21 protein-coding genes, 1 tRNA gene and 1 pseudogene are annotated in these 25,284 nt (G+C 60.5%); 5 read left to right on the forward strand and 18 right to left on the reverse strand.

Annotation, left to right across the window (positions count from 1 at the left end):
- Positions 1–6 precede the first annotated feature (6 nt).
- From ACQKIK_RS11215 to ACQKIK_RS11245, 7 genes are all read right to left on the reverse strand, one after another.
- The gene (locus ACQKIK_RS11215) at positions 7–1,098 is read right to left on the reverse strand and encodes a WD40/YVTN/BNR-like repeat-containing protein (RefSeq protein ID WP_499135992.1); all 1,092 of its coding nucleotides are present in this window, start codon (positions 1,096–1,098) and stop codon (positions 7–9) included.
- A gap of 283 nt (positions 1,099–1,381) precedes the next feature.
- The gene (pepN, locus tag ACQKIK_RS11220) at positions 1,382–4,039 is read right to left on the reverse strand and encodes an aminopeptidase N (RefSeq protein ID WP_499135994.1); all 2,658 of its coding nucleotides are present in this window, start codon (positions 4,037–4,039) and stop codon (positions 1,382–1,384) included.
- Between the two features lie 206 nt (positions 4,040–4,245).
- On the reverse strand, positions 4,246–5,079 hold the full coding sequence (locus ACQKIK_RS11225) for a DUF2797 domain-containing protein (RefSeq protein WP_499135996.1): 834 nt from the start codon (positions 5,077–5,079) through the stop codon (positions 4,246–4,248).
- On the reverse strand, positions 5,079–5,354 hold the full coding sequence (locus ACQKIK_RS11230) for a YeaC family protein (RefSeq protein ID WP_499135997.1): 276 nt from the start codon (positions 5,352–5,354) through the stop codon (positions 5,079–5,081). Before ACQKIK_RS11230 ends, ACQKIK_RS11225 begins: the two co-directional genes overlap by 1 nt.
- Positions 5,355–5,425: 71 nt before the next feature.
- Entirely contained in the window at positions 5,426–6,301 is an 876-nt protein-coding gene (locus ACQKIK_RS11235; RefSeq protein WP_499135998.1) for a rhomboid family intramembrane serine protease, read from the reverse strand.
- Positions 6,302–7,261 (reverse strand): metallophosphoesterase, encoded by a 960-nt coding sequence (locus ACQKIK_RS11240; RefSeq protein WP_499135999.1) that lies wholly within the window; start codon positions 7,259–7,261, stop codon positions 6,302–6,304. It lies immediately after the preceding gene.
- Positions 7,261–8,148 carry an NAD(+) kinase gene (locus tag ACQKIK_RS11245; RefSeq protein WP_045426155.1) on the reverse strand — a complete coding sequence of 296 codons (888 nt, stop codon included), beginning with the start codon at positions 8,146–8,148 and terminating at the stop codon, positions 7,261–7,263. Before ACQKIK_RS11245 ends, ACQKIK_RS11240 begins: the two co-directional genes overlap by 1 nt.
- Positions 8,149–8,358: 210 nt before the next feature.
- Between ACQKIK_RS11245 and ACQKIK_RS11250 the strand changes: the two genes are divergently transcribed.
- Positions 8,359–9,291 (forward strand): DUF1853 family protein, encoded by a 933-nt coding sequence (locus ACQKIK_RS11250; RefSeq protein WP_499136000.1) that lies wholly within the window; start codon positions 8,359–8,361, stop codon positions 9,289–9,291.
- Positions 9,292–9,374: 83 nt separating this feature from the next.
- Positions 9,375–10,595 carry a chromate efflux transporter gene (chrA, locus tag ACQKIK_RS11255; protein WP_499136001.1) on the forward strand — a complete coding sequence of 407 codons (1,221 nt, stop codon included), beginning with the start codon at positions 9,375–9,377 and terminating at the stop codon, positions 10,593–10,595.
- A gap of 12 nt (positions 10,596–10,607) precedes the next feature.
- Here the strand turns inward: chrA and ACQKIK_RS11260 are convergent, their stop codons facing one another.
- The 5 genes from ACQKIK_RS11260 to ACQKIK_RS11280 form a co-directional block, all read right to left on the reverse strand.
- Complete coding sequence (locus ACQKIK_RS11260) at positions 10,608–11,711, reverse strand: cyclic nucleotide-binding domain-containing protein (protein WP_499136002.1); 1,104 nt, start codon at positions 11,709–11,711, stop codon at positions 10,608–10,610.
- Positions 11,712–11,736: 25 nt separating this feature from the next.
- Positions 11,737–12,651, reverse strand: a complete 915-nt coding sequence (locus ACQKIK_RS11265) for a 1-aminocyclopropane-1-carboxylate deaminase/D-cysteine desulfhydrase (protein WP_499136004.1) — start codon at positions 12,649–12,651, stop codon at positions 11,737–11,739.
- Positions 12,652–12,694: 43 nt separating this feature from the next.
- Positions 12,695–14,056 carry a chromosome partitioning protein ParA gene (locus ACQKIK_RS11270; RefSeq protein WP_499136005.1) on the reverse strand — a complete coding sequence of 454 codons (1,362 nt, stop codon included), beginning with the start codon at positions 14,054–14,056 and terminating at the stop codon, positions 12,695–12,697.
- A 194-nt stretch (positions 14,057–14,250) separates the two neighbouring features.
- Complete coding sequence (locus ACQKIK_RS11275) at positions 14,251–14,691, reverse strand: nuclear transport factor 2 family protein (protein WP_499136007.1); 441 nt, start codon at positions 14,689–14,691, stop codon at positions 14,251–14,253.
- 49 nt (positions 14,692–14,740) lie between these two features.
- Complete coding sequence (locus ACQKIK_RS11280) at positions 14,741–16,771, reverse strand: NADPH-dependent 2,4-dienoyl-CoA reductase (protein WP_127839576.1); 2,031 nt, start codon at positions 16,769–16,771, stop codon at positions 14,741–14,743.
- Positions 16,772–16,988: 217 nt separating this feature from the next.
- Here ACQKIK_RS11280 and ACQKIK_RS11285 point away from each other — a divergent pair, with 217 nt between their 5' ends.
- Positions 16,989–17,999, forward strand: coding sequence for a carbon-nitrogen hydrolase family protein (locus tag ACQKIK_RS11285; RefSeq protein WP_499136008.1), 1,011 nt, complete (start codon positions 16,989–16,991; stop codon positions 17,997–17,999).
- Entirely contained in the window at positions 17,996–19,033 is a 1,038-nt protein-coding gene (locus ACQKIK_RS11290) for an AraC family transcriptional regulator (RefSeq protein ID WP_046162184.1), read from the forward strand. Before ACQKIK_RS11285 ends, ACQKIK_RS11290 begins: the two co-directional genes overlap by 4 nt.
- Positions 19,034–19,311: 278 nt before the next feature.
- Here the strand turns inward: ACQKIK_RS11290 and ACQKIK_RS11295 are convergent, their stop codons facing one another.
- The 6 genes and pseudogenes from ACQKIK_RS11295 to ACQKIK_RS11320 form a co-directional block, all read right to left on the reverse strand.
- Positions 19,312–19,470 (reverse strand): DUF2474 domain-containing protein, encoded by a 159-nt coding sequence (locus tag ACQKIK_RS11295; RefSeq protein WP_045426130.1) that lies wholly within the window; start codon positions 19,468–19,470, stop codon positions 19,312–19,314.
- Positions 19,471–19,493: 23 nt separating this feature from the next.
- Positions 19,494–20,501, reverse strand: a complete 1,008-nt coding sequence (gene cydB / locus ACQKIK_RS11300; RefSeq protein ID WP_064482548.1) for a cytochrome d ubiquinol oxidase subunit II — start codon at positions 20,499–20,501, stop codon at positions 19,494–19,496.
- Between the two features lie 3 nt (positions 20,502–20,504).
- Positions 20,505–21,944 carry a cytochrome ubiquinol oxidase subunit I gene (locus ACQKIK_RS11305; protein ID WP_499136009.1) on the reverse strand — a complete coding sequence of 480 codons (1,440 nt, stop codon included), beginning with the start codon at positions 21,942–21,944 and terminating at the stop codon, positions 20,505–20,507.
- Between the two features lie 261 nt (positions 21,945–22,205).
- A complete protein-coding gene (locus tag ACQKIK_RS11310) occupies positions 22,206–23,213 on the reverse strand; it encodes a methyl-accepting chemotaxis protein (RefSeq protein ID WP_499136426.1) in 1,008 nt (335 codons plus the stop codon).
- 117 nt (positions 23,214–23,330) lie between these two features.
- A pseudogene (locus ACQKIK_RS11315) lies at positions 23,331–23,858 on the reverse strand (MCP four helix bundle domain-containing protein); the annotation flags it as partial.
- 362 nt (positions 23,859–24,220) lie between these two features.
- A tRNA-Asp gene (locus ACQKIK_RS11320) sits at positions 24,221–24,297 on the reverse strand.
- A gap of 350 nt (positions 24,298–24,647) precedes the next feature.
- Here ACQKIK_RS11320 and ACQKIK_RS11325 point away from each other — a divergent pair.
- Positions 24,648–25,283, forward strand: coding sequence for a type II secretion system protein N (locus tag ACQKIK_RS11325; protein WP_499136010.1), 636 nt, complete (start codon positions 24,648–24,650; stop codon positions 25,281–25,283).
- Position 25,284 lies beyond the last annotated feature (1 nt).

Genomic DNA, 25,284 nt, shown 5'->3' on the forward strand with positions numbered 1-25,284 from the left:
TCCGGCTTATTGTTGTTGTACGGGCAGGTTGGCGCCGGTCGGCGAAACGATCCGGACGCCGCTCTGCCCGACGAGGACCAGATTGCCATCCGGGTTGCCGACGACGCCCGACAAGGAGCGCCGGTCAGGGCGGCTGAACAGCTTGAAGCTTTGTCCGTCGTCCTCGCTGCTGAGCACGGTGCCGCCATGGCCAACCACGACGATGCGTCCATCGGCCAACCGGTTGCCATCAGCCAGACCCGATTCCACGGCATCACCGTCATCCAGCAGCTCGATCGCCTGCCAGCTGTCGCCGAAATCGGCTGAGCGGAACAGATTGCCACGCAGGCCAAACGCGACGACGACGCCCGGCTCGCCGCCGCCAACAACGCCGAAGAACGAGCCCTGATAGGGCGACTCGACGCGCTCCCAGGTTTCGCCCATGTCAGCGGAGCGGAACATGCCACCCATCTCGCCGACGATGAACAGGCCGGACCCGGGAATCTCGGCAATGGCGTTGAGGTGGGAACCGTCCTCGTTATCGAGGCGATCAGCTACGTCTTCCCAGTTTTCCCCGCCATCGGTGGTTTCCAACAGAACGCCGTAAGCGCCGGTGGCAAAACCGTGCTGCGCATTCTCGAACCAGACGTCGAGCAGCGGCACTTCACCTTCGCGGTTTTCGTACTGCTGCGTCCAAGTCTGGCCGCCGTCCGTCGTGCCGAGGATCAGCGCGTCATGCCCCACCGCCCAGCCATGTTTGTCATCAGCAAAATACACCGCCGTAAGCAGCTGCCGGGTGGGCACCTTGGCCTGGGTCCAGCTGGCGCCACCATCGTCGGAATAAAGGATGTGGCCGCGATCACCGGCTGCAACCAGACGTTTGCCAGCATGGGCAATATCGAGAAGCAAGCTGGTTGCGGCTTTCTGCGATTCGATCGCATAGCGAACGCCTGGCTCGGCAGGGCTTTGGGCCTGAGCAGGCGCGGCTAGAAATAAAATGGAGAGAACACTGCAGAGCGAGAGCGTTCTTGCCAGCGGCGATTGACTACTAAACATCGGCGTGCGGGAAGTTTTTTTCGCGCGGCCAACCGGTGTGCGCCACATGACGGGCTCACTCATACATACCCCCTTTATTTTTATTAGGTAGGGCCTGCGTATGGAGACAGGCGAGGCCATGCTATAGGGCTTTCGAAAGCGGCGGCAATTGCCTGGACGTTATGTTTTGTTAAGCATGGCTCAATGATGTTGCGTGATAGGTGAGCCTTATGGCATGGCGCTTTGCGTCCTTCACGTCACGCATCGGAAGGGGGCGTCTGACCAGGCCTTCTCAGTCTTCTGAAAGCGAAAATCCCGCAGCAAGTGCGGGATTTTCGTCTGTCACGATCTAGCGTCGCAGGCCTGATCAGGCAAGGCTTTTGCTGACCACCTCGTACACGTCGCTCGACAACTCACCGGACGCCAGAATTCGCTCCAGCTCGGTCTTCATCAGTCCCTGACGGCTTACGTCGTATTTGCGCCAGCGGGTCAAGGGCGCCAACAAGCGCGATGCAATCTGGGGGTTGAGCTTGTTGAGCACAATGACCTGGTCGGCCAGGAAGCGATAACCAGCGCCATCAGCACGGTGGAAGTTCACCAGATTCTGGTTGGCGAAGGCGCCGATCAAGGCGCGAACCTTGTTCGGATTCTTCAGCGTGAACGCCGGGTGCTGCATCAGATGCTGGATGCGCTCCAGACCACCCGGCTGGGTGTTACCAGCCTGCACGCTGAACCACTGATCCATGACCAGCGGGTTATCCTTGAAGTGCTCGGCAAACGAGGCCAGTGCCTTGTCACGCTCGGCTTCGAAGCCAGAGTTCACCAGCACTGCTAACGCCGTGAGCCGCTCGGTCATGTTGTCCGCGTCCTCGAACTGCTCGACGCAGGCGGCGACCACTTCGGGCTTTCCGTTGAGCATCAGGTACGACAAAGCGATGTTCTGCAGGGCACGACGAGCGAAGTGGCCCGCTTCGGCAACATAGGGCGTCTGCCGCGAAACCTCGCGATTGGCCTGGTAACGCTTCCAGAACAGCTCGAACAATGCGGTGGCGATGCTTTGGCGAGCGAAGTCACGCGCGGCGTGAATGGCATCGACATCGGCGATCTCGCTGATCTCGGTCAGGTAGGCCTCGCTCGGCAGCGACAGCATTTCCGCGACCATCGCCTGATCGAGGCTTTCGTCCTCGAGCTGGCTGCGCAGTGCAGCGACCAGACGCTGATCCAGCTGCAGCGCTTCGCCGCGCTGATGCTGCCCGATCATCTCTTGCAGCACCTGGACCGACAGCTGCTGCCCCGCCTCCCAGCGGTTGAACCCGTCGGAATCGTGCTGCATCAGGAACATCAGCTGATCACGGCTGTAGGGGAAGTCCAGCTTCACCGGAGCGGAGAAACCACGCAGCAACGAAGGCAATGGTTGCTCTGGCACGTCGACAAAGGTGAAGGTCTGCTCGGGCTGGTCGACGGCCAGCACGCGGGTGGTACCGACCGGTGCGTCTTCACCTTGCAGGCGCAGCGCAATTTCGTTGCCCTGCCCATCCAGCAGGCCCAGCGAAACTGGGATGACGAACGCCAGCTTCTCGCTTTGCCCCGGCGTTGGCGGGCAGCTTTGGCGGAATGTCAGGCTGTAGGTTTTTGCGGCGGCGTCGTACTGCTCACTGACGGCCAATCGCGGCGTGCCCGCCTGGCTGTACCAGCGTTTGAACTGCGTCAGGTCGGCACCATTGGCGTCTTCCATCGCCTTGACGAAATCATCAACGGTCACCGCCTGGCCATCATGCCGCTCGAAGTAGAGATCGCTGCCTTTGCGGAAGCCCTCCTCACCCAGCAGCGTCTGGATCATGCGCACCACTTCAGCGCCCTTCTCGTAAACGGTCAGGGTGTAGAAGTTGGAGATCTCGATGAAGGATTCCGGGCGCACCGAGTGGGCCATCGGGCCGGCATCCTCGGCGAACTGGTGAGTACGCAGGTAGGACACATCCTCGACGCGCTTGACGGTCGGCGAGTTCATGTCAGCGGAGAACTGCGAATCGCGGAACACGGTGAAACCTTCCTTGAGCGACAGCTGGAACCAGTCGCGGCAGGTCACGCGGTTACCGGACCAGTTATGGAAGTATTCATGGGCGACGATCGCCTCGACGCGCTGGTGTGCAGCATCGGTGGCCGTTTCGGCGCGCGCCAGCACGGCGCTGGAGTTGAAGATGTTGAGCCCCTTGTTTTCCATGGCGCCCATGTTGAAGTCGTTGACCGCGACAATCATGAAGATGTCCAGGTCGTACTCGCGACCGTAGGCCTCTTCATCCCACTTCATCGACTTCTTCAGGCTGTTCATGGCGTGCTGGCACTTGTCGATGTTTTCCGGCTCGACGTAGATGCGCAGCGCCACGTTGCGACCGCTCATGGTGATGAAGCTGTCCTCGACGCACCAGAGGTCACCCGCGACCAGCGCGAACAGATAGGCAGGTTTCTTGAACGGATCTTCCCAAGTCGCCCAGTGACGCCCGTCGTCTTCCTCGCCGCTGGCAATCGGGTTGCCGTTTGAGAGGAGGATCGGATAAGCATGCTTCTCGGCCGTGACCGTCGTGGTGAAGGTGCTCATCACATCCGGGCGATCAAGGTAGTAGGTGATCTTGCGAAAGCCCTCGGCTTCGCATTGGGTGCAAAACATGCTGCCGGACTTATAGAGGCCTTCAAGCGCCGTGTTGCTCTCCGGATGAATCACTACGGTGCTGTCCAGCGTGAAGCTCGCAGCGTCGGGTTGCAGAGTCAGGCTTTCCTCGGCGATCTGGTAGTCACCCAGACCCAGCTGCCGGTCATTCAGCGAGAGCGACATCAGCTCCAGATCCTGGCCGTTGAGCTGCAAGGGCGGCAAGCCGGTGCCGGCTTCCGGATTGCGCCGCATCGCCAGCTGCGCATGCACCAGGGTGCGGTCTTCGTACAATTCGAAGGTCAGGTGGGTTTCATCGATCAGGTATTCCGGAACCTGATAGTCCTTGAGATGAATGACTTTCGGTTGTTCGGTGCGCATCGGCTGGGCCTCTTCGAGGCAGCTAAAAGCGGCGAGCTTGAAGCTGCGAGTGAATAGCATTGGTTGGGCGGATCGTCATGCGTGATCCAACCAGTAACTGCATGATCGATCCGTAGGGTGGCTGTCACTTTCTACATCCACCAATATCTGCCGCTGTGTTCATTTTGGTGGATGGCCACCCGTGGATCGGTGAAGCATGATCCACCCTACGCCGCGCTGCTTGCAGCTACCTGATACGAGGTGAACTTGCGGATGTTGATTACGCCCGTGTCGAGGATCAGATATTGACCCTTAATGCCGCGCAGGGTGCCTTCGACGACCGGCGTCTTTTCCAGATCCAGGCTGACGACCTTGGTCGGATAGGCCTCGACCGGGTAGCGGATTTCAAGCACCTCGGCATTGGCCACAGGCTGGATCGCCTGCAGTCCGTAGCGCTGTTGCAGTTCACGCAGGCCCTCGGCGCAGGCATCGAAGATCTGTTCGCGGATCTCGATCAGGTCGATGGGTTCGGCATCACCCTTGAGCAGTGCGCGCCAGTTGGTGCGATCTGCCACTTGGCTGCGCAACAGGTCTTCTACCATTCCTGACTGCTGGCGAGTCGCAACGCGCATGATCGGCAGCGCCTGGCTGGCACCCTGATCGAGCCAGCGCGTGGGCAGTTGGGTGGCGCGGGTGATGCCGACCTTGATGCCCGACGAGTTGGCCAGGTACACCACGTGGTCGGTCATGCAGAAGTCCATGCCCCACTGTGGGTCGCGGCAGGTGCCGAAGTCGTGGTGGCACTTCTCCGGGCTCATGATGCAGATGTCGCACTGCGGCAGCTTCTTGAAGCAGGGGTAGCAATAGCCCTGGCTGAAACTCTTGTTGGTCTTGCGCCCGCAATGGCTGCAATGGATGGCACCTAGGTATTCCAACCGCAGGGTCTTGCCGATCAGCGGATTGACCGGCACCAACTGGTCGTTCAAACGGAATGAATACTGTGCCTGCTCGCCGAGCTGAATCGACATCTTGCTCAGCGCGCCGCGTCCGATTTCAAGCATCAGTGGCGCGTTCCGGAAGCGGGTGTGAACAGGCTGGTATCGATCGGCGCCTTGTTCTTGCTCTTGGAGGCGCATTCCTGACCGCCCATGTAGCCGGTGCGCTGTTCTTCCGGCAGGTTCTGGATTTCCCAGGCGATCATCGCACCGAGGCAGGTTTCCTTTTGCTCGGGCGTCAGCTTGCGGCCGTCGCCCCACTTACCCAGCTCGACGGCGGTCTTCAGGTTTTCGTAGATTTCAGGGGTGATGTTTTCGATGGCTTCGATAAAGGACGACATGGCCGGCTCCCAGGGAATCAAGCGTGCATTCTACCGAGCAGCGCAGCTTTAGGGAAAAACCGATCGGCCTTTCAGTCGCCCATGCGCACCGCTCTGCGGCGGGACAGCAGCCCGCCGAGAACGCCAGTCAAACAGCCGGCAACCAGACCGCCAACATGCGCCGCGTTGGCGATCGCCAATGCGCCGAAGCTCACCACTTCGATCACGCCCGTCAGGCAGACCACCAGCCAGACCAGCATCAGCACCACAACGCCGGGCGGCAGCCGATAGGCCTCATCGGGAGAGAGTTTTTGGAATAGCCAGCAATGCCCGAGCAGCCCGTACAGAACGCCGGATAATCCTCCGAAAATCCCGGGGCCACCGTAGGTGTATTGAGCCACATTGGAAACGACGCCGAACACCAGCGTCAGGCCAAGCAACATCAGCCCGCCTTGTCGATATTCGATGCGCCGCCCTAGCTCCCAGTACCACATCGAGTTCATGGCCAGGTGCAGGAAGCCGAAATGCACGAAGATTGGTGTTACCAGCCGCCACCACTCCCCTGCTGCGAGGGTTTGTTGGAACGTCGCAAAGTAGGCGTACTCACCGTCGATGCGGAAGTCACCGAAGCTGAACCAGCGAATGGTCTCGAAGTTCTCGCCAAGCATGGTGATGGCGGCTGCGATTATCGTCAGCAGCAATACCGCTGCAGTCAGCGGACTGCGGCGAAGGCTGGCGACAAAACCGCCGCCGCGCCGTGGCGGTTGTTCGGCCACCACGGCGCCGTCGCCCTGGGGATAGCGCTGGTAGAGCTCGCGGACCTGTTCGGCCGTCTCTGCCGGAACCCGCAACACCTGCTCGCCAGACTCCTCGGAGACGCGGCAAGGCACCTGCAACCGCTGCAACAAGACGATGAAACCGCTTAGGTCCTCTGACAATGGCAGGCGCAACGCCTCGATGATGGCCATCTATCGCTCCACGTCCACCCAGACGAACTTCGCCGGGTCGAGTCTGGTTTCCTCATCAAGCCGATAGGCGACGAGCTTGCCGTATTTCACCGCGCTGTAATCGAGACAGGCGAGGTTGGGTCGGATCGGCGCGGGTGTTCCGCTACGCCAGTAGTGCCCGACGAACAATAGCGGGTCATCCGGTCCATAGAGAAACAGTTTGCTCTTCTGGCTATCGCTGAGTGGCACCCGTGCGGCGTTTTCCGGCAGGCCGTCGGGCTGGAAGACGATATCACCGTAGGTCTGGGGATTTTCCTCCCAGAATTTCGTCCGGAAGAAGCTGCGGGTGAAGCCCTCCGCGCTGGTCAGCGTCAGCCCTTCGGGCAACGGCATATCGGTGCCGCGCAGCAGGCGGTCCAGTGCCTTGGCAGCGAAGCCTTGGGCGAACGCCGCGTCCCGCAAGAATGCGGGATCAACGCATCCATTGACCAACCGCTCGCGCAGCTGACTGATCACCGCATTGTCCCAGCAGGCATGAACGACACGAAAACGCTCGTTTTCAAGATACAGCGGCAACGTCATGAACCATTCACGGAAGTCGGTCCATTCTTGCGGATAGTGCTCGAACTGCTGAAAGGTATGCTGCAATAGCATGGCGTACCGCGGCGTGTGATCGCGAACGAAGGCCTTGCCGCTCTCGGGGGGCGCCGGGGTGTGCCAGCCCAGTGCGTTGAACTCGTGATTGCCCATGATGCAATGCGCCTGCCCCGCGTCGACCATTGCATGGACCAGGTGCAGCGCTTCGCGAATTCGAGGACCGCGATCAATGATGTCGCCAAGAAAGATCACTTGCCGACGAGGATGCCGCCACACGTCGCCGTGCCGGCTATAGCCCAGCTGTTCAAGCAGACGAGCCAGTGTGTGGGCGCAACCATGCACGTCCCCGATCAGGTCGTAGCTGCGCTCCGGGTCGACAAGCACTATTCCCCTCCACCGAGGCGGCTGCCCCAGCCAAGCTTGGTGCGGCAGACCTCGTAGTAGTTGTGGTCGAGCGGGTGGATCAGGTGAAGCTTCTGCGGTTTCTTGCGCACCGTGACGGTATCGCCTGGCGCGCAGGTGAAATGGTTCTGGCCATCGCAGGAGACCTGCGGGTAGATCTGCATGTTCGGCGAGACGACGATTTTCAGTTCGCTGTTGCCATCCACCACGATGGGCCGGCTCGACAAGGTGTGCGGATACATCGGAACAACCACGATCGCATCCAGTCGGGGGTGCATGATCGGCCCGCCAGCGGAAAGTGCGTACGCAGTTGAGCCCGTGGGGGTGGCGATGATCAGCCCGTCGGCCTTCTGACTGCAGACGAACTGACCGTCGATATACAGCTCGAATTCGATCATCCGGGTCGACTTGCCGGGATGCAGCACCACGTCGTTGAGCGCGTCGCCTTCGCCAATGGACTCCTCGAAGCGCCGCACCTGGGCCTCGAGCAGGAAGCGATTCTCCAGCGTGTATTGCCCACTTAGCACCTCGGCAACCTTCTCTTCCAGCTCATCCGGGCGAATGTCGGTCAGGAACCCGAGGCTGCCCCGGTTGATCCCCAACACCGGCACCCGATGCTTGGCCAGCGCCCGCGCCGCGCCTAGCAGGCTGCCGTCACCGCCCACTACGATCACCAGATCGCAGGAGTCGCCGAGGCGCTGCCGCGAGGAGGTCTGCATGCCATGACCAGGCAACACCTCGGCGATGTTTTCTTCGAGAATCACGTGCAGGTGGCGCTCCACGAGGAATCTCTTCAACCGGCGGATGGTATCCAGCACCTGGGAGCTGCCCAGGCGACCGATGATGCCGATATTGCGGAACTGGTCCATTGAAGCTCCCTGTAGGCGAGACGGGTGAAAGCGGTTGCGGGACAGGAGAAACACCAATCGGCCGAAACGTATCTGGCATCAGTTTGGTGTCGCGCAGGCACGTTCGAGTTCAACAAACTGGTCGGCTCGGACTCCCCGTTGCAGTGCGGCCGGCGGATTATGGGCGAAAGCTGGAAGTGGCAGCAAACCAACCTCGGCTATGCTGCTTGCATGAACCTTCCCTATCTTGGCGATTTGCTCCCTAGCCTGATGCACCCGGCCGTGCGGGATCTCGCTTGGGCGCTGCTCTCACCACCGTTGCTGAGCGAGGCCCCGGCGCAACAACGACACCCTTTAACGGTCAGCCGCTGGGCTGAGCACCCTGAAGAACTGGCCGACTGGCTGCGCCTGCTCGACACGCAGCCGGGGATTCTCGAGGCCTGGCTCGCGCAACGCAGCATCAGGCGGTTGGGGCTTTACTACGAGCGCCTCTGGCAATTCGCCCTGTGTCAGGCGCCCGATGTCGATCTGCTGGTGGCGAACCTGCCGATTCGCCATGGCGGCCATACCTTGGGCGAGATTGACCTGCTTCTGCGTGACCGGGAAGGTGTCCATCATCTGGAACTGGCCGTCAAGTTCTACCTCGGACTGGGCGACGACAGCGCGCGGCACGATCGCTGGCTGGGCCCCGGCAGCCACGACCGACTCGACATCAAGCTGAGGCGCCTCTGTGACCACCAGTTGAGGCTGCCCTCGGTGCCCGCAGCGCAACTATTGCTCAGCGAACTGACCAGCGCTCCGATCAACAGCGCGCTGTGGCTAGGCGGCTATCTGTTCCAGCCGCTAGCAAGCGCCTGCTCCGCGCCTGCCGGCGCCAGCCCCCATCACCTCGGCGGGCGCTGGCTGCGTCACCACGATTGGCCGGCATTCGCTGGAAGCGACCACGAAGCAGTCTGGCAACCCTTGCCTCGCCATGCCTGGTTGGCTCCCGCTCGCGTGCCGTGGAGCGCCGTCTGGCAGCGTCCCGATTTCGATCGGTGGGTCATCGACGTCGAGGGCCAACGTCAGGCGAAAATGCTGGTTCGCCTGGAGGAGCACGCAGATGGACACTGGCTCGAACAGGAGCGTCTGTTCCTGGTCCCAAGCACCTGGCCGGCCCGCTGAACTGCACCTGACGTGAAACCGTCATCTGCATCCGGCAGACTTGTGCGGCAACAGCACCTTCTTCCACCGTCAGGGTCAGCTCGATGAATTCGGACCAGGTCCAGTCATTCGCACCGGAACAATCGAGTCCGTGGACAATTTTCCTGCTATTCCTGCGCCTCGGGCTGACGTCATTCGGCGGTCCGGTGGCCCACTTGAGCTATTTTCGTGAAGAGTTCGTTCACCGCCAGCGCTGGCTTGACGAGCAGTGCTATGCGGATCTGGTAGCCCTCTGTCAGTTTCTACCCGGCCCGGCGAGCAGCCAGGTCGGAATTGCCATCGGCCTGCTGAGGGGCGGCTATCGCGGTTCGCTGGCGGCCTGGACAGGATTCACGCTGCCGTCAGCAATCGCCTTGGCGTTGTTCGCGCTGGGCATCGGCCATTTGGGCGATGGTTTGCCCGAGGGGCTTCTCCACGGCCTTAAAATCGTCGCGGTCGCCGTAGTCGCTCAGGCGGTATGGGGAATGGCGCGTAACCTATGCACCGATGGCCCGCGAATCGCGATCGCGCTGCTGGCTGCCTGCGCTGTTCTGCTGTTGGCCAGTGCCTGGGCGCAGCTGGCCGTCATCGCAATCGCCGGCCTGGCGGGATTGGTGTTGTTTCGCCCTGCTGCCCTGTCCAACCTCACCCCTTTCCGGCCTCGCGTGGGGCAAACAACCGGCGCCTTGGCCTTGCTGCTGTTCTTTGCATCGCTGCTTCTGCTGCCAGCATTGGCTGCCGCCTCGTCCAGCCAGCTACTGGAAATGTTCGACAGCTTCTATCGCGCTGGCGCGTTGGTATTCGGTGGCGGTCATGTGGTGCTCCCGCTGCTGGAAGCAGAAGTCGTGCCCAACGGCTGGGTCAGCAATGACATTTTTATGGCCGGCTACGGCGCAGCCCAAGCAGTACCAGGGCCGCTATTCACGTTTTCTGCCTTTCTTGGGGCCTCGATTCACGGCGGCAGTAGCAGCCTGATCAACGCCGCGCTGTGCCTGATCGCCGTGTTCATACCATCGTTTCTGCTGGTGTTCGGCGCCATGCCATTCTGGGACCGGTTGCGTGCCAATCGGCGCATGCAAGCAGCACTGGGCGGGGTGAATGCTGCGGTCGTCGGGCTGTTGCTGGCAGCGCTATACGATCCGGTCTGGACCAGCGCGATTTTTGGCCAAGGCGATTTTGTCTTGGCGGCCATTGCCTTAGCTGCCTTGATGGTGTGGAAGTTGCCGCCCTGGCTGGTGGTAATGGCTGGCGGCATCGCCGGCTGGTTGCTCGCCATGCTGAGCTAGACTCTCGTCGGTTCAGCCGCTGCGTTCGGTTCGCCCGCCGGAGCGCGCAAGATAACCGTTGCCCTGCTCACAGAGCAAGGTTGCATAATCCTCGGCCGACAGCCCGTCGAGGCCGCCTCGCAGCGGATAAGCGGTGAAGCCTAGCTGCGTCAGCAGGAACACCGCGCTGGCGCTGCGTTTGCCGCTGTAGCAGTAGCAAAGATACAGCCGATCCTGTTTCAACAATCGCGCCTTAAGCCGCAATAGATGCAGCGGCATCGTCAGCGCTTGCGGAGCATGTCCCTGTTGATACTCCTCCAACAGCCGGACATCCAGCCATTGGGCGCCTTGCTCCATCAGCGCATTCGCCTGTTCCAGGCTGAGCTCATCGACTACCGGCGCCTTCAACAGCGAAACGAAGTTCTCGCGTGCCAGCTTCAGCACACACGCATCCTCGATCAGCGTAACGGTAGCATTGCGCGGTCCGTCGGTAAGCAGCGCCTCTTCACCGAAGCAGGCCCCGACGTCCAGCTCCGCTACCACTTGCCCGGCGCTGCCAAGGCCAATCATGACCTCGGCGCGGCCGCTCTTGAGGAAGTAGCAACAATCGCCGGCCTCACCTTCGCGCAACAGCACATGGCCGGCTGGCATATCGATGGCCTCAAGTCTGCCGAGCATGTCGCGTATGTTTGCAGGAGGCACTTTGGCGAACAGCGGATTCTCCAGCAACGTCTCAAGCCAGTCGGTCAACTCGCCTGCCGTCGCCAGCTCCAGCAGCAGATCGGCATTGGCATGCTGCCAGGACACTAGGCGACTGAGCTGCTCACTGTCGATGCACAGCACGCTGACATCTACCAGCGCGCAGGCTCTGCTCAGCCGGGCGCCGGAAACCAACATATGGCAACTTTCAGACGAGCCGGCAACCAACCGCCGCTCGCCTTCCGGCGTCAGCAGCGAAAGGACGCCGCTGAGCAGGAAATAGCTCAAACCCGATGGCGTCTGCTTATCGAACAGCACTTCGCCTGCTGCCAGGGCGCGCGGCACCAATTGATGGCGAATCTCTTGGAGATATCGAGGCGACAGTGTATTGAGCGGAACCAGGCGGTGGAGAAGATCGGGAGGCAGCGGCTTATTCATCCATGATTTCCAAAGGGGCGAGAGGTCAGCGCAGCAGCTCGTCCAGCTGCGCCTGGGCAGCTCTCCGGCCTTGCAAACCGCCGGTATGCACGAAGATGAGCCGCGTGCCGCAGGCAAAATAACCGCCCCGCACGTAAAGGCGCAATGCCATCATTGCCTTAGCCGTGTAAACAGGCTCCAGAGGAACGCCTGAAACCGCTTCAGTCTCCAGCAGAAACCGGGCCAGCGGCTCGTCGAATCGACCGAAGCCTCCACGGCTGGCGTCGACCAGCTGATACCCGGAGTCAGCAGTGCCGGCGTCTCGCAACAGCCGGCTGACTTCGTCTGCAACGCCGTGCGAAGGCGGGCCTGCCAGCGCTCCGTGGACCATCCTTCTGCGCCGCTGCGCCTCGCCGATCACTAACCCAGCCAAGGTGGTACCCGTACCCGCGGCAAGCCACCAGCCTTCATAATCCTCCCAGCCGATGTCGGCCAGGCGAGTTTGCACGTGGTCGACCAGCGGGGTGCAACCCCGTGCTCCAGCAAGCCCGCCGCCGCCTTCGGGTACGCAGTAGTAACCGGGGAACCGCTCCTGCCAGGGATTGAAGAAATCCGCCCGGTGCCGTTCGCGATAGCCGCCATAACCTAGCCAATGCAGCTGCATGCCGAAGCGCTGCAAATCTTCGACAGTGGCTGTCTGCTGCGGATTGCCACGCAGTAGCCCGACGCTGGATAGCCCGTAACGCTTGGCCGCTGCGGCTAGCGCATGCAGATGGTTGGAGTGAGGGCCACCAAGGCTGATCAACCCTGATGCGCCGCATGCTTGTGCCGCAGCAAGGTGATGCGCGAGCTTGAACCACTTGTTCCCGGACAGCTCTGGATCGACCAGATCCAGCCGCAGCACGGCAACCTGAACATCGGCCTCGCGCAGCCAGGGCAGATCAAGCCGCTGCAGCGGCACTGAGGCCAGGCTGGGGATAAACGCAGAAATGATAGAAACCCTGTCAGCTACCGGTACGCAGTCGATCCTGAGACCGGTGCCTGGCGCAACAATTGGACTCGCCGATCACGAAGCGTGCAGGCGAGTCGACTTTGTCCAAGGGCATGTTGCAGCGCTCCCCAGTCGAGAGGCTGGCCACGCAGGTAGGTTGTTGATAATGCTGAACCCATTGGCCGTACTGCTCCTCGGAGACCGCACATTTAGCGGCGGCGTACGCTAGCGGATTCTCCTGATAGCGCGCCATATCCTGAAGCGCGATCGTCAGGTGTCCGGCGCCGGGATGATAAGCCATGAACACCACGCCGATCCGCGACAGCCTTTCGAGCACTCGGTCCCCCGATTGCTCGGCCAGCACGCCCACCTGCTTCTGTAGCGCTTCGATCTCTTCCTGCAGTTGCGCATCCAGCTCGTTGCGATAAGCCAGCTCGACGTCCCGAATAGCAATCTGCTCCTTGTATTCAGCAACCGCTGCGGCGACCTGCACCTGCAGCTCGGTGTTGAAGCGCGCCCGTGAAGCATCGGCTTCGTCACGACTGTTCTGCTCAACCGCGCGCAGCTGCTGGCTCATCTCTTCACGGGTCTTCTGGAAGCCCTCGGCCTGTTCTGCGAGCTGGGCGCGATGGTTCACTGTTTGCTGCTCACGCTCAAGCAGCTGCCCACGCAATCGGGTGATTTCATTTTGCAGCGTTGCCTGCTGTTGGGCGGCCAAATCCCGCAGTTTAGCGAGGTCGGCCTCGCGCATTTGTTCCAGGCTGGCAATGCGCAAACGCTGCTGCTTGATCAACTGCGCAGCCTTGAGCCGCTGTTCCTTTTCGAGCTGCTCGGTGCGGCGAGTAGCAGCCTGCTTGGCCGCATCCGGCGCGTACCAAGTGTCTTCAGCCACCATTTGCAGACGCTCGGTGGGCAGGGTTTGTGGTGCCTCTTCTTCCACCAGCAGTCCAAGCTGGTTGCGCTTGATGCGATCACGCAACATGACGAAGTGGTTCTTGCCGGGCGTCAGGTCCGGGTCCCACAAGTGCATCTGGTGCCAGGACACCGGGCACTGGCTGCGACAGGCCAGGCGGATCGGCCCAGCACCGAGATCCGGCCCGCGCCCGGTGCGTTCGGCAAGGCTGCGCAGCGGGATATTCCAGCCACTGTCGGCTGATCCGTCCTCGTTGAAATCGAGATAGAAGAACACCGCCGCGCGAATCTGCAGCCGTGCATTGACCAGCACATACGCGACCCGCATCTGCTGATCGGCGAACTCCAGCATGCTCACCACCCCATCGAGCATGGCCTCGAATTCTGGGTAGAGCATTTCCTTGCAGACGCCGCCATCATTGAAGAACAGTACGGCTTCGACCGTCTGCGGTTTGATCTGCATGCTCGGTTCCTCAACAACTTGAACGGCCCGCGGGATATCCGCGCTGCAGGCGCTCGGCGCTCGGCGCTCGCTAGCCCATGGTTGGGCCGAAGTGTAGGGGAAAAAGCGAAACCGGCAATGTGACTGGGTTGGCAGCGACTTCGGCGCCAGGATTGGCTATCGAAACGCCACCGGCAAACTGTGAACGGGTTGGACTAAGCCGGTCGGCCCTTCATTGCGGCAAGCTGAGGTGCGAGACGCCTGCCCATTTCCTCACCGAGCGCCTGCAGCCCACTCATCGGCCGGATCATGACTTCGAAATCGGTAATCAGCCCGGTCTCATCGAAGCGAATCATGTCGATACCCTTCAGCTGACGATCACCGACCCGAGCACTGAACTCCAACACGACGTCTGTGCCATCGGTGCTGGCCAGCTCGCGGTGATAGGCGAAGTCTTCGAATACCCTGACCACGGTATTCAGGATCAGATTGACTGCCGCAGCGCTCTCATAGGGCGTGAAGGCCATCGGCGAGCGAAACACCGCATGCGGGTGCAGCAGCTCGGGTAATCGGCTGAGATCGCCAGCTGCAATCATCTGATGCCAGCGCTGTAAAGTTGCAGCAGCGGCCGGGTGTAGCGGAAGAGATGTGTTCAAGTCGTTGCTCCTGTACGAAAAAGCCCCGCTTGAAAGCGGGGCTTCGGCATCACACTTCGGCAGCTAGCCGCGAACCCTGATTGATGGCGCGCTTGGCATCGAGCTCTGCGGCAACGTCGGCCCCTCCGATCAGATGGACCTTGCGCCCAGCCGCCTCCAGTTCGGCTTGCAGCTCCCGCAACGGGTCCTGGCCGGCGCAGACGATGACCGTATCGACTGCAAGCACCTGCGGCTCACCATCTGCCACACGGATATGCAGGCCCTTATCGTCGACCCCCAGATAATCGACGGCGCTGATCATCTGCACGTGCTTGTTCTTTAGCCCTGTGCGGTGAATCCAACCGGTCGTCTTGCCCAGGCCGTTGCCAACCTTGGACTTCTTGCGTTGCAGCAGATACACCTGCCGTGCCGGTGCGTGTGGCTCAGGCTGAACGCCGGCCACCCCACCCCGAGCTTCCAGCGCGAGGTCGATACCCCATTCGCGCCAGAACGCCTCTCTGTCGAGACTGGTCGAGAGGCCGTTGTGAGTGATGAACTCCGACACATCGAAGCCGATCCCGCCGGCACCGATGACTGCTACGTGCTGCCCAACGGGCTTACGTTGCAGGATTGCGTCGATGTAGCTGATCACCATTGGATGATCGATACCTGGGATATCGGGCGTGCGCGGCGCAATCCCGGTTGCCAGGATGATCTCATCAAAACCGCCGGCTAGCAGATCAGCAGCGCTAACGCGCGTGTTCAGGCGGACGTCAACGCCAGTGCTCTGCAGCTTGCTCTTGAAGTAGCGTAGGGTTTCGAAGAACTCTTCCTTGCCCGGCACGAGCTTGGCGATATTGAACTGACCACCAATCTCATTGGCGGAATCGAACAGCGTTACCTGATGACCGCGCTCCGCCGCTACGGTAGCAGCTGCCAGGCCGGCCGGGCCGGCTCCCACAACGGCAATTTTCTTGATCGTGGTGGTGGGGATGTAATTCAGCTCTGTTTCGTAACACGCCCGTGGGTTGACCAGGCAGGTGGTCAGTTTGCCGCTGAACGTGTGATCCAGGCAGGCCTGGTTGCAGCCGATACAGGTGTTAATAGTGTCGCTGCGGTCCGCTGCTGCCTTGTTGACGAAATCTGGATCGGCAAGGAACGGACGAGCCATGGAGACCATGTCTGCATCACCTTCTGCCAAGACCTGCTCGGCGACTTCCGGCGTGTTGATGCGGTTCGTCGTTACCAGCGGGATGCCGACGTGGCCGCGCAGTTTCGCCGTTACCTTGGTAAACGCCGCGCGTGGCACCTTAGTGGCGATAGTGGGAATGCGGGCCTCGTGCCAGCCAATGCCGGTATTGATCAAGGTGGCACCGGCCTGTTCTATGGCCTTGGCCAGCATCAGTACCTCGTCCCAAGTACTACCGCCTTCCATTAGATCGAGCATCGACAGGCGATAGATGATGATGAACTCGCGGCCTACCGCTTCGCGTACACGACGGACGATTTCTACAGGCAGACGCATACGGTTTTCGTAGCTGCCACCCCAACGGTCGGTGCGGTGATTGGTATGAGACACCAGGAACTGGTTAATGAAGTAGCCTTCCGATCCCATTATCTCGACGCCGTCATAGCCAGCCTTTTGAGCCAAACCTGCGCAATTGACGAAGTCACGGATCTGCTTCTCGATGCCCTCCTCGTCCAGCTCGCGTGGGGTAAAGGGGTTGATCGGCGCCTGGATGGCGCTTGGGCCCACCAGCTGAGGGCTGTAGGCATAACGCCCGGCGTGGAGAATCTGCATGCAGATCTTGCCACCTGCCTCGTGCACCGCCTGAGTGACCACCTTGTGCTCTTCGGCTTCCTCGAGGGTCGACAACTTAGCTGCTCCGGCGCGCACCGAACCTTCCTCGTTCGGGCCTACCCCACCCGTGACAATCAGACCCACGCCTCCACGTGCCCGCTCGGCGAAGAACGCGGCCATGCGCTCGAAACCATTGGGCATTTCTTCCAGCCCTGTATGCATCGAGCCCATCAGCGTGCGGTTGCGCAGCGTGGTAAACCCCAGGTCCAGCGGAGCCAGCAGATGCGGAAAAGCAGTCATGTTCGTTCCTCGATCAGGCGGCACAGCCAGTGCCAGAGTTCGTCGGTTGGATCGCCGCGCCTCTGTCGGGCGCAGTCGCAGTGCCGTGACGATAAACAGCACCCGCCACGCGCTCAATGACCGAAAATCACAACTACATGACTCAAATGCGCAAAACGCTTGGCAAGCGGCTGTGCGATGCCTAGTCTCTGCGGGAACATATCCAGCTCTGTAACCCATGCGCACCTATAGCAAGTTGCTCGGCCTCGCCGTGCTCGCCCTCGTGGCGCTCCTCATCTACCTCGACTGGACCCAAGACCGGGGCAGCGGCCCTCTGCTGTCTGACCTTCGGATTCTGCCTATCGAGAGCCAGGGCCAGCCGGGTGAAACCGGCAACCTGCTCGGGATCGAAACCCGACTGATGCCGGCGGACTACCAGAGCCGCGAGCGGTTGCAATTGAAGTTCGCCACCTACCTGGACCAGGCGCGAAAAGCCGGACTGCTCAATCCCCGAACGGTTGTCGTGCTGCCAGAGCATGTCGGCACGGGCCTGTTCGCCCTCGGCGAGAAGCCTGAAGTCCAGCAGGCCCGCACGCTGCGCGACGCCGTGCAGTGGATGGCGCTGAGCAACCCTTGGGACTACTTGCGTGCGCTACTGGGCAACGAAGGGGATGATCACCGTACTGAGGCCGTTCTAAAGATCAAGGCACGGAAGATGGCTGATGACTATCAGCTAATTTTCGGAGGCCTGGCGAAGGCGTACGGTGTGACACTCGTCGCCGGCTCGATCGTGCTGCCCGAACCCTATCTGGACGAGGGTCGACTACGGAGCGGTACCGGGCCGCTTCGGCAGGTCAGCCTCAGTTTCACGCCGGACGGCGAGGTACTGGGGCCACTGCAGTACAAGCAGAAACTGAGTCGTTATGAGCGCCGTTACAGCGAAGCGCTCGAAGGTCAGGCGCCATCGGTACTGCAGACGCCGGCCGGTCGGTTGATCGTTTTGCTCGGCTGCGATGCCTATGCCCGGCATGTTGCCGACGAAGCGGAGCTAATTGCAGTACCGGGCGCACGTGACGAACCGCTGGCCACCTGCGGCGAGAACCTGGGCGTAACTGCAAAACTGGCGCGAATGGATGTCCATACGCTGGGGCTGCCCTGGAATCTGGTCGGTTCGCCTCGCAGGCCGACACGACACCATCACGGCGAGCCGGTGCGTTTGCGCAACCAGTGGCTGCCGAATCGACCATGAACCGTCAACGGGTCCGCCTTGGTGATCTCTCGGTTGGCTTCGTGCACAGCCTGGTCAGTGCCCTGCAGGAAAAGCAGATCGACCCCCAACCGCTGCTGGATGCGTATGGCCTCGATCATGCGCGGCTATCGGAGCCGCGAGCGCGGCTGTCTATTCCTCGCTACATGCGTCTGGGCCATGCGGCCATGCAGCTGGCGGGTGACCCAGGGCTAGGGCTTGAAATGGGGCGGCTGCGCAAGGCCGGCCACCTTGGCCTCGTCGGCGTGACCTCGACGCAAGCCCCTACGGTGCGCGAAGCCGCACGTGCACTGATTCGCTACGAGCCGCTTTATGCGTCCAATTACCGGGGCGCCTCAGGGTTCCACGAGGATGCATCTGGTGCCTGGCTCAGGTTCTATTCGATCAGCCCGTACAACAGCTACAACCGGTTCGTCGTGGACACCGTCTTGGCCAGCTGGGTTACGCAACTTGGCGCGGTCGCGGGCCAGCCGTTGACCCCGGTTGCAGTGCAAATTGAATTTCAACGCCCCGATTACGCTGCACGCTACGAAGCGTTCTTCGCAAGACCGATCGAATTCGGCGCCGAGCACAATCAACTGCGACTGGACCAGGCGACACTGGCGCTCCGCAACCCGGAGCACTGCCCGGGCACCTGGCGCCAGCTTCTCGAACTCTGCGAGGCGGAACTGGAGATACGCACTCGAACCCGCAGCATCCGCGAGCGAGTGGCTCAGCTTCTCGGTCCGATGCTCAAGGGCCAGGAGCCCGATCTGCAGCAAGTTGCAGGACGATTGCAGTTACCGCCCTGGACGCTGCGTCGAAAGCTGGATGAAGAAGGCACCAGTTACCGCGCGATTCTCAACGACACCCGCCGCGATCTTGCCATGGCCTACATCCGGGACACCGAATCGGCGTTCGGCGAGATTGCCTGGTTACTCGGATTCTCTTCGGCGGAAGCCTTCCAGCGCGCATTCAAACGCTGGAGCGGCCAGACACCGGGAGAATATCGGCGCGCACAACGGCGCGCCGACTGATTCCGTCAAAGCTCGAAGGCGTCGTCAGCAGGCTCCGGCCCGTCCTGCTCAGATGCGTGCCACTCGAGAATTTCGTCTTGATAGTCATCCATAGAAACGATCCTCTTCTTCGGTTTGCCCAGTTCTGCGTTTCAAAGTCCATGCCAGCGAAACTAACCTGCGTACATGACCGAAACATGAAGCGCTTCACACGGCGGATGACCAATAAATAGCCCGAGCGGGCTGCTGCCACAACGCGCCATATCGCCGCAGGCGACAGATAGGCTCTAGCGCGGCGGTTAGGGCGATGTCAGACCCGCCGCGGTCATCGCCTGGCGCAGCAGCCAGGCAACCACGCCCAGGGCGAGAACGCTGGCCGACCAGATCAAAACCAACCAGGTCATGCGCTTCCACAGCGGTTTGGGTCTGGCTGCACCGCTTTCGTGCTTGTTTTGCATATATCGCTCCGTGACGGCCCGTTTCAGTGGTAGCCGTCGTCTGCACTGACCTTGCCGCGGAATACGTAGTAACTCCACGCGGTGTACATCAGGATCAGCGGGATGATCAGCAACGCCCCGACCAGGGTGAACCCCTGGCTCTGAGGCGGTGCGGCGGCGTCCCAGATACTGATGGACGGCGGAATGATGTTCGGCCAGAGGCTGATTCCGAGTCCGCTGTAGCCCAGGAAAATCAGCGCCAGGGTGAACAGGAATGGCGAGTAGTGAGCGTAACGCTTGATCGATCGAAGCAGCCCGAACGTACATGCCAGCACCAGAATCGGCACCGGCAGGAACAGGATTAGGTTCGGCATGCTGAACCAGCGCTCAGCGATATCCGGATGGGTCAGCGGTGTCCAGATACTGACGATCCCGGTTACGGCCAGCACGGCCCAGACCAGCGGAATGCCGATGTCATGCATGCGCTTTTGCAGATCGCCAGCGGTCTTCATGATCAGCCAGGTGCAGCCCAGCAGGGCATACGCCGCGATTAGCGCCACACCGCAGAACACCGAGAACGGTGTCAGCCAGTCCAGCGGACCACCGGCATAAGCTCGATCGACCACGGGGAAGCCATGAATGAAGGCGCCAAGTGCGACACCCTGGAAGAAGGTCGCCGCCAGCGAGCCGCCAACGAAGGCCTTGTCCCACACATGCTGACGAGACGCGCTGGCCTTGAAGCGAAATTCGAACGCCACACCACGGAAGATCAACCCCATCAGCATGAAGATGATCGGCAGGTAGAGCGCCGAAAGCACGACGGAATAGGCAAGCGGGAACGCTGCGAACAGCCCTGCACCGCCCAGTACCAGCCATGTCTCGTTGCCGTCCCAAATTGGCGCCACGGTGTTCATCGCGACGTCCCGCTCGGAGGTATCGGCCAGGAACGGAAAGAGAATGCCGATACCCAGATCGAACCCATCCATCACCACGTACATCATGATGCCGAAGATGATGATGACGGCCCAGATCAGCGAAAGATCAATACCCATAACTCAGTTCCTCTCGCCCAGTTTGTCGCCATGATCGTGCGGTATCGCCTCGTCTGCGGCAGACAGCGGCCGCATCGGTGTGCGCTTCTCCCCTGGCCCACCGGCGCCCTTCTCGTCTCCCTCGTTGATGATTGGCCCTTTGCCGATCAGACGCAGGACGTAGACGAACCCGATGCCGAACACCGCAAGGTAGATCAGGACGAACATCGCCAGGGTCAGACCAAGCTGCCCGGCGCCATGGTTGGATACTGCATCGGCGGTCCGCATGATCCCGTACACCACCCACGGCTGCCGCCCAACCTCGGTGGTAAACCAGCCGGCGAGAATTGCGATAATCCCCGACGGGCCCATCAGCAATGCGAGGCGCAAGAAGGGCTTGGAGTGGAACAGCCTGCCACCCCGACGCAGCCACAGACTCCAGAAGCCTGTGAAGATCATCAGCAGACCGAGCGCGACCATCACACGGAAGGTCCAGAACACAATCGTGGAATTGGGCCGGTCTTCTTTGGGGAAATCCTTCAGCGCCGGGATCTGCTCGGTCAGGCTGTGCTTGAGAATCAGGCTACCGAGGTACGGAATTTCGACCTTGTAGCGGGTTTCTTCGCGCTCCATATCCGGCCAGCCAAACAGCAACAACGGAGTAGGCTCACCTGACGAGTTGTCCCAATGACCTTCCATCGCGGCGATCTTCGCTGGCTGGTATTCAAGCGTGTTGAGCCCGTGAAAATCTCCAACCACGGCCTGGATCGGCGCAACGATCAGCGCCATCCACATCGCCATGGAAAGCATCTTTCGCACCGCCGGGTTGTCATTGCCGCGCAGCAGGTGCCAGGCGGCAGATGCGCCGACCATGAACGCAGTCGCGAGAAAGGCAGCAATCGCCATGTGCGTCAGACGGTACGGGAACGAGGGGTTGAATACGATGGCAAACCAGTCCACTGGGATCACGATGCCATCGATGATCTCGTGCCCTTGCGGTGTGTGCATCCAGCTGTTCGAAGCCAGGATCCAGAACGTGGAGATCAGGGTGCCGACTGCCACCATCAGCGTCGAAAAGAAATGCAGCCCGGCGCCCACGCGATTCCAGCCAAACAGCATGACGCCGAGGAAACCGGCTTCAAGGAAGAAAGCTGTCAGCACCTCGTAAGCCAGCAATGGCCCCGTGACGCTTCCAGCGAACTCGGAATAGGCGCTCCAGTTCGTACCGAACTGGTAGGCCATGACGATCCCTGATACCACACCCATTCCGAAGTTGACGGCGAATATCTTGAGCCAGAAATGGTAGAGATCTCGATAGACCTGGCGCTTGGTTTTCAGCCACAACCCTTCCAGCACTGCCAGGAAACTCGCCAACCCGATGGTGATCGCTGGAAAGATGATGTGGAAGGAAATCGTGAAAGCAAACTGGATCCGCGCAAGTTCAAGCGCTTCCAAACCGAACATTAACCACCCCTCGTCAGTACGCCATCAGCCCCTGGCTTGTTAGTCACAACACGCATTACTGACAGCATTTAACCGCAAGGGTGCGCCGGATACCCCGTTACAGGTTGACGCAGGTCAAGGTAAAACAGCCAAGGATGTGGCCATGCCCCTCCACTTTGGCCTTTTTTGTGGCTCAGCTGCGGCCATCAGCCGCGCCGGCAATACGCCTAACGCGTCCGAAGGTCACTATGCCGTGCACCAGCAAGGCTTAGGCCTCCTGCATCAGCCCCGGAAGTAACCAACCTTTCGATTCAATTCCTGGGCGAGCGTCGTCAGGTCTCTGCTCGAAGCGGCAACCTGATTAGAGGCGGCCGAGCTGGCCACTGCGGAGTCATGGATGCGCGTCACGCTCTGGTTGACCTCCTCGGCCACCGCGCTCTGCTCCTCGGATGCCGTGGCGATCTGGGCATTCATTTCGTTGATCGAGCCAACCTCCTGGCGGATCTTCGACAGAGCGCCCTCCGCCTCGAGGGTCTGCTCGACCGTCTGCTGCGCCATTCGCTTGCTGGTTTGCATCACCTCAGCCGCCTTGCTTGCTCCCGCCTGCAACGACTCGATCATTTCGCTGATCTCGCTTGACGATTGCTGAGTCCGGTTCGCCAACGACCGCACCTCGTCCGCCACCACTGCAAAGCCTCGACCATGCTCACCGGCGCGTGCGGCCTCGATGGCAGCATTAAGCGCCAGCAAATTGGTCTGCTCCGCAATGGCGGTAATGACCTGAAGAATCTCTTCGATGCTGCCGCTTTGCTTGGAGACCTGGCTAACCGTCTCGGTGGCTTGCTCGAGCACCTTGGCCAGATTGTGGATCGATATCGCCGTTTCACCCACCACTCGCGTGCCGGTCTCGACTTGCTCGTCGGCGCTCTTGGCGGCCATCGCGGCCCGGGCCGCAAAGTTTGCGACTTCACTGACAGTCGCCGCCATCTGATTGATGGCGGTCGCCACCTGCTCAGCCTCTGCGGACTGCTGCTGAATCTGCTGACTGCTGTTGGACGATGAGGTAAGCAGTTCTCCCGACGCGACACCCAGCCCGTCTGCAGCAGCACGAACCTCGGCGATGATGCCGGTCAGTCGACCGGCCATCTTCGCAGTTGCCCCCATTACGCTGTCCGGGTAGCGGGTGAGGATCACCTGGCCGAGATCGCCGTCGGCAAGGTTGCCAATTACCCGCGCCACCTCATCAGGCTCAGCACCAAGGGTCGATCGCAACTTGCGGATGATCAGCATAGCGATAGCTGTGCCCAGCAAAATCGCTAGACCAGTGACTGTGATGATAAGCACTAGAAAACCGCTAGCCGTATCGCGCACCACAGTCACTTGCTCGCTTATCGACGTTTCTTGGTGGTCGATAAAGGCATTGATCAGCCGAAGCCACTCGCTGTATGCGCCAGCGACATTTTCCAAGAGAAAGGCATAAGCTTGCTCCGAGCCTTGAGCGAAACGCATGTCGACGACTTTTCGGGTCAGGTCGTTGGTCTTCGCTTCGATCGCTTCGATCTGCCCCATCAGCTGAAGCTCGACCGGGTCAGCCGTGCGCTGCGCAAGCATCGCCTTCATCGGGCCGGCGGAGTCGGCATATAACTTTGCAAGATGATCGATCTCCGCTACCCGACCTCGTGCGAAATCAGCGTCAGCCGCGCTAACCGCGTCCCGCACGGCAATTGCGCGATCATGAACGCTTCCCCGGAAGTTGATCGCGTAGCGCTGCTTCAGGCCCGCCTGAGAGCTGATGCTTTTCATGGTTCGATCGATCGTGTCGACCTTTAGCGCACTGACCATGGCCACGACTGCCATCAACGCGAGAATGACGAAAAATCCGAGACCGAGGCGCTTGGATACTGACATCTGCTTGTTCATTGAGAATCTCTGCATACGTGCTGCGCGGCAGCCGGGGATGAATGTCGTTACGCCGCGGCAAGAGAAAGCTCTAGTCCACCCATAACTTGTACAACAAGATGTCACAATGACATATGTTTGTACAAGTATTTAGCTCTTACAATCGAAAACAGCCGGCTTTTAGGCGCTATAACGCCATCCAAGCAGTGCAAACTGCTACTTTAAACCCACGATGTACAATTTTTTAGAGTCGTCTGAGTTGACGACAGGCAAGCGCATCGCGGCCAGACGCAAGCGCCTGACGCTCGATGAAGCGAAGGAGAAATACAGACGATAGAAACGAAAAAAGCGGCCCAAAGGCCGCTTTTCGCGTGGCTTCCGCAGAAGGGAAGCAAATATGGCGCAGCGGACGGGACTCGAACCCGCGACCCCCGGCGTGACAGGCCGGTATTCTAACCGACTGAACTACCGCTGCGCGTCGGCTGGACTTTCGTCCGACTCGCAAGGCGTTTAGTGTCAACCGTTAAGGCTGATGGCTGATCGCCCTGCGAGGCGCGCAATTTACGCACCAAGGGAAATCAAGTCAACAGTGTGTCGCGATTTTTTCAAAAATATTCCAAGCCCTCGTGGCCCCATCGCTCATTCCACGACCTCCGGGCACCTTTTGCCTGAAAAACAGTCAGTTGCACTGGCATACTCAAGTGCTTCTTTGTCATGGTCCGGGTCTACACTGGCAACCCAAGCCCGCTGTTCATACTGTCAGCAACCGCCGCCGCGAGTTAGCGTTCATGACCATCAAACATTTGGTTTCACGGAGTGCCTAGCTTGGCTTCCCCCGCAGCACTGCAGAAAATTCGCCGGTTTGCGCCCCTGATCCTCAGCGCAGTCATTGTCGTGCTATTTGGTCTCTACCTGGCCAGTCAGGTCATGGCCTGGCTCAGACTGACCCAAACACCGCCTGCAGCCATCACGGACAGCAGCCAACCCGCCGGGGCCGCGCCTGATCTGGAGCGAATGGAAGGGTTGTTCGGTTCCCCGGCCTCGAGCGGACAAAGCTATAGGCCCGGCGAATCGAGTTCTGATCTAACCTTGCTAGGCAGCTTCGTTCATGCAGACCCGGCTCGGTCGACTGCGATCATTCAGTTAAGCGGCCAACCGCCACAGCTTTATCGGGTCGATCAAGAACTGGAGTCAGGGGTACGCCTGTACAGCGTTCAACCCGACAGGGTTGAGGTAAAGCGTGGCGGCCGTATTGATAGCCTGTTCTTCCCAAGCGTCCGTTCTCCGACGGCCGTGCCCGATAGCCTGCCCGACTACAGTGAACCAGCGGAGATGGAAGCTCTCGATCCGCAAGCGGAGATGCTTCAACAGCAAATGGAAGCACTCCGGCAACAAATGGAAGGGGCTACAAGCCCGCCAGAAACCATGCCCTCCGACGAACAGACCACGGAAGACAACTGAC

This window comes from Pseudomonas sp. NPDC047961, from assembly GCF_050272435.1.
In the GTDB taxonomy this organism is placed as follows: Bacteria; Pseudomonadota; Gammaproteobacteria; order Pseudomonadales; family Pseudomonadaceae; genus Stutzerimonas.

Coding starts and splice junctions, on each gene's coding strand:
- ACQKIK_RS11285 (WP_499136008.1), top strand. CDS start 16,989: ATGCGCACCTATAGCAAGTTGCTCGGCCTCGCCGTGCTCGCCCTCGTG.
- cydB (WP_064482548.1), bottom strand. CDS start 20,501: ATGGGTATTGATCTTTCGCTGATCTGGGCCGTCATCATCATCTTCGGC.
- ACQKIK_RS11270 (WP_499136005.1), bottom strand. CDS start 14,056: ATGCAGATCAAACCGCAGACGGTCGAAGCCGTACTGTTCTTCAATGAT.
- ACQKIK_RS11260 (WP_499136002.1), bottom strand. CDS start 11,711: ATGAATAAGCCGCTGCCTCCCGATCTTCTCCACCGCCTGGTTCCGCTC.
- ACQKIK_RS11290 (WP_046162184.1), top strand. CDS start 17,996: ATGAACCGTCAACGGGTCCGCCTTGGTGATCTCTCGGTTGGCTTCGTG.
- ACQKIK_RS11305 (WP_499136009.1), bottom strand. CDS start 21,944: ATGTTCGGTTTGGAAGCGCTTGAACTTGCGCGGATCCAGTTTGCTTTC.
- pepN (WP_499135994.1), bottom strand. CDS start 4,039: ATGCGCACCGAACAACCGAAAGTCATTCATCTCAAGGACTATCAGGTT.
- ACQKIK_RS11295 (WP_045426130.1), bottom strand. CDS start 19,470: ATGCAAAACAAGCACGAAAGCGGTGCAGCCAGACCCAAACCGCTGTGG.
- ACQKIK_RS11245 (WP_045426155.1), bottom strand. CDS start 8,148: ATGGACCAGTTCCGCAATATCGGCATCATCGGTCGCCTGGGCAGCTCC.
- ACQKIK_RS11215 (WP_499135992.1), bottom strand. CDS start 1,098: ATGAGTGAGCCCGTCATGTGGCGCACACCGGTTGGCCGCGCGAAAAAA.
- ACQKIK_RS11280 (WP_127839576.1), bottom strand. CDS start 16,771: ATGACTGCTTTTCCGCATCTGCTGGCTCCGCTGGACCTGGGGTTTACC.
- ACQKIK_RS11310 (WP_499136426.1), bottom strand. CDS start 23,213: ATGCTGATCATCCGCAAGTTGCGATCGACCCTTGGTGCTGAGCCTGAT.
- ACQKIK_RS11235 (WP_499135998.1), bottom strand. CDS start 6,301: ATGGCCATCATCGAGGCGTTGCGCCTGCCATTGTCAGAGGACCTAAGC.
- ACQKIK_RS11250 (WP_499136000.1), top strand. CDS start 8,359: ATGAACCTTCCCTATCTTGGCGATTTGCTCCCTAGCCTGATGCACCCG.
- ACQKIK_RS11230 (WP_499135997.1), bottom strand. CDS start 5,354: ATGTCGTCCTTTATCGAAGCCATCGAAAACATCACCCCTGAAATCTAC.
- ACQKIK_RS11225 (WP_499135996.1), bottom strand. CDS start 5,079: ATGCTTGAAATCGGACGCGGCGCGCTGAGCAAGATGTCGATTCAGCTC.
- chrA (WP_499136001.1), top strand. CDS start 9,375: ATGAATTCGGACCAGGTCCAGTCATTCGCACCGGAACAATCGAGTCCG.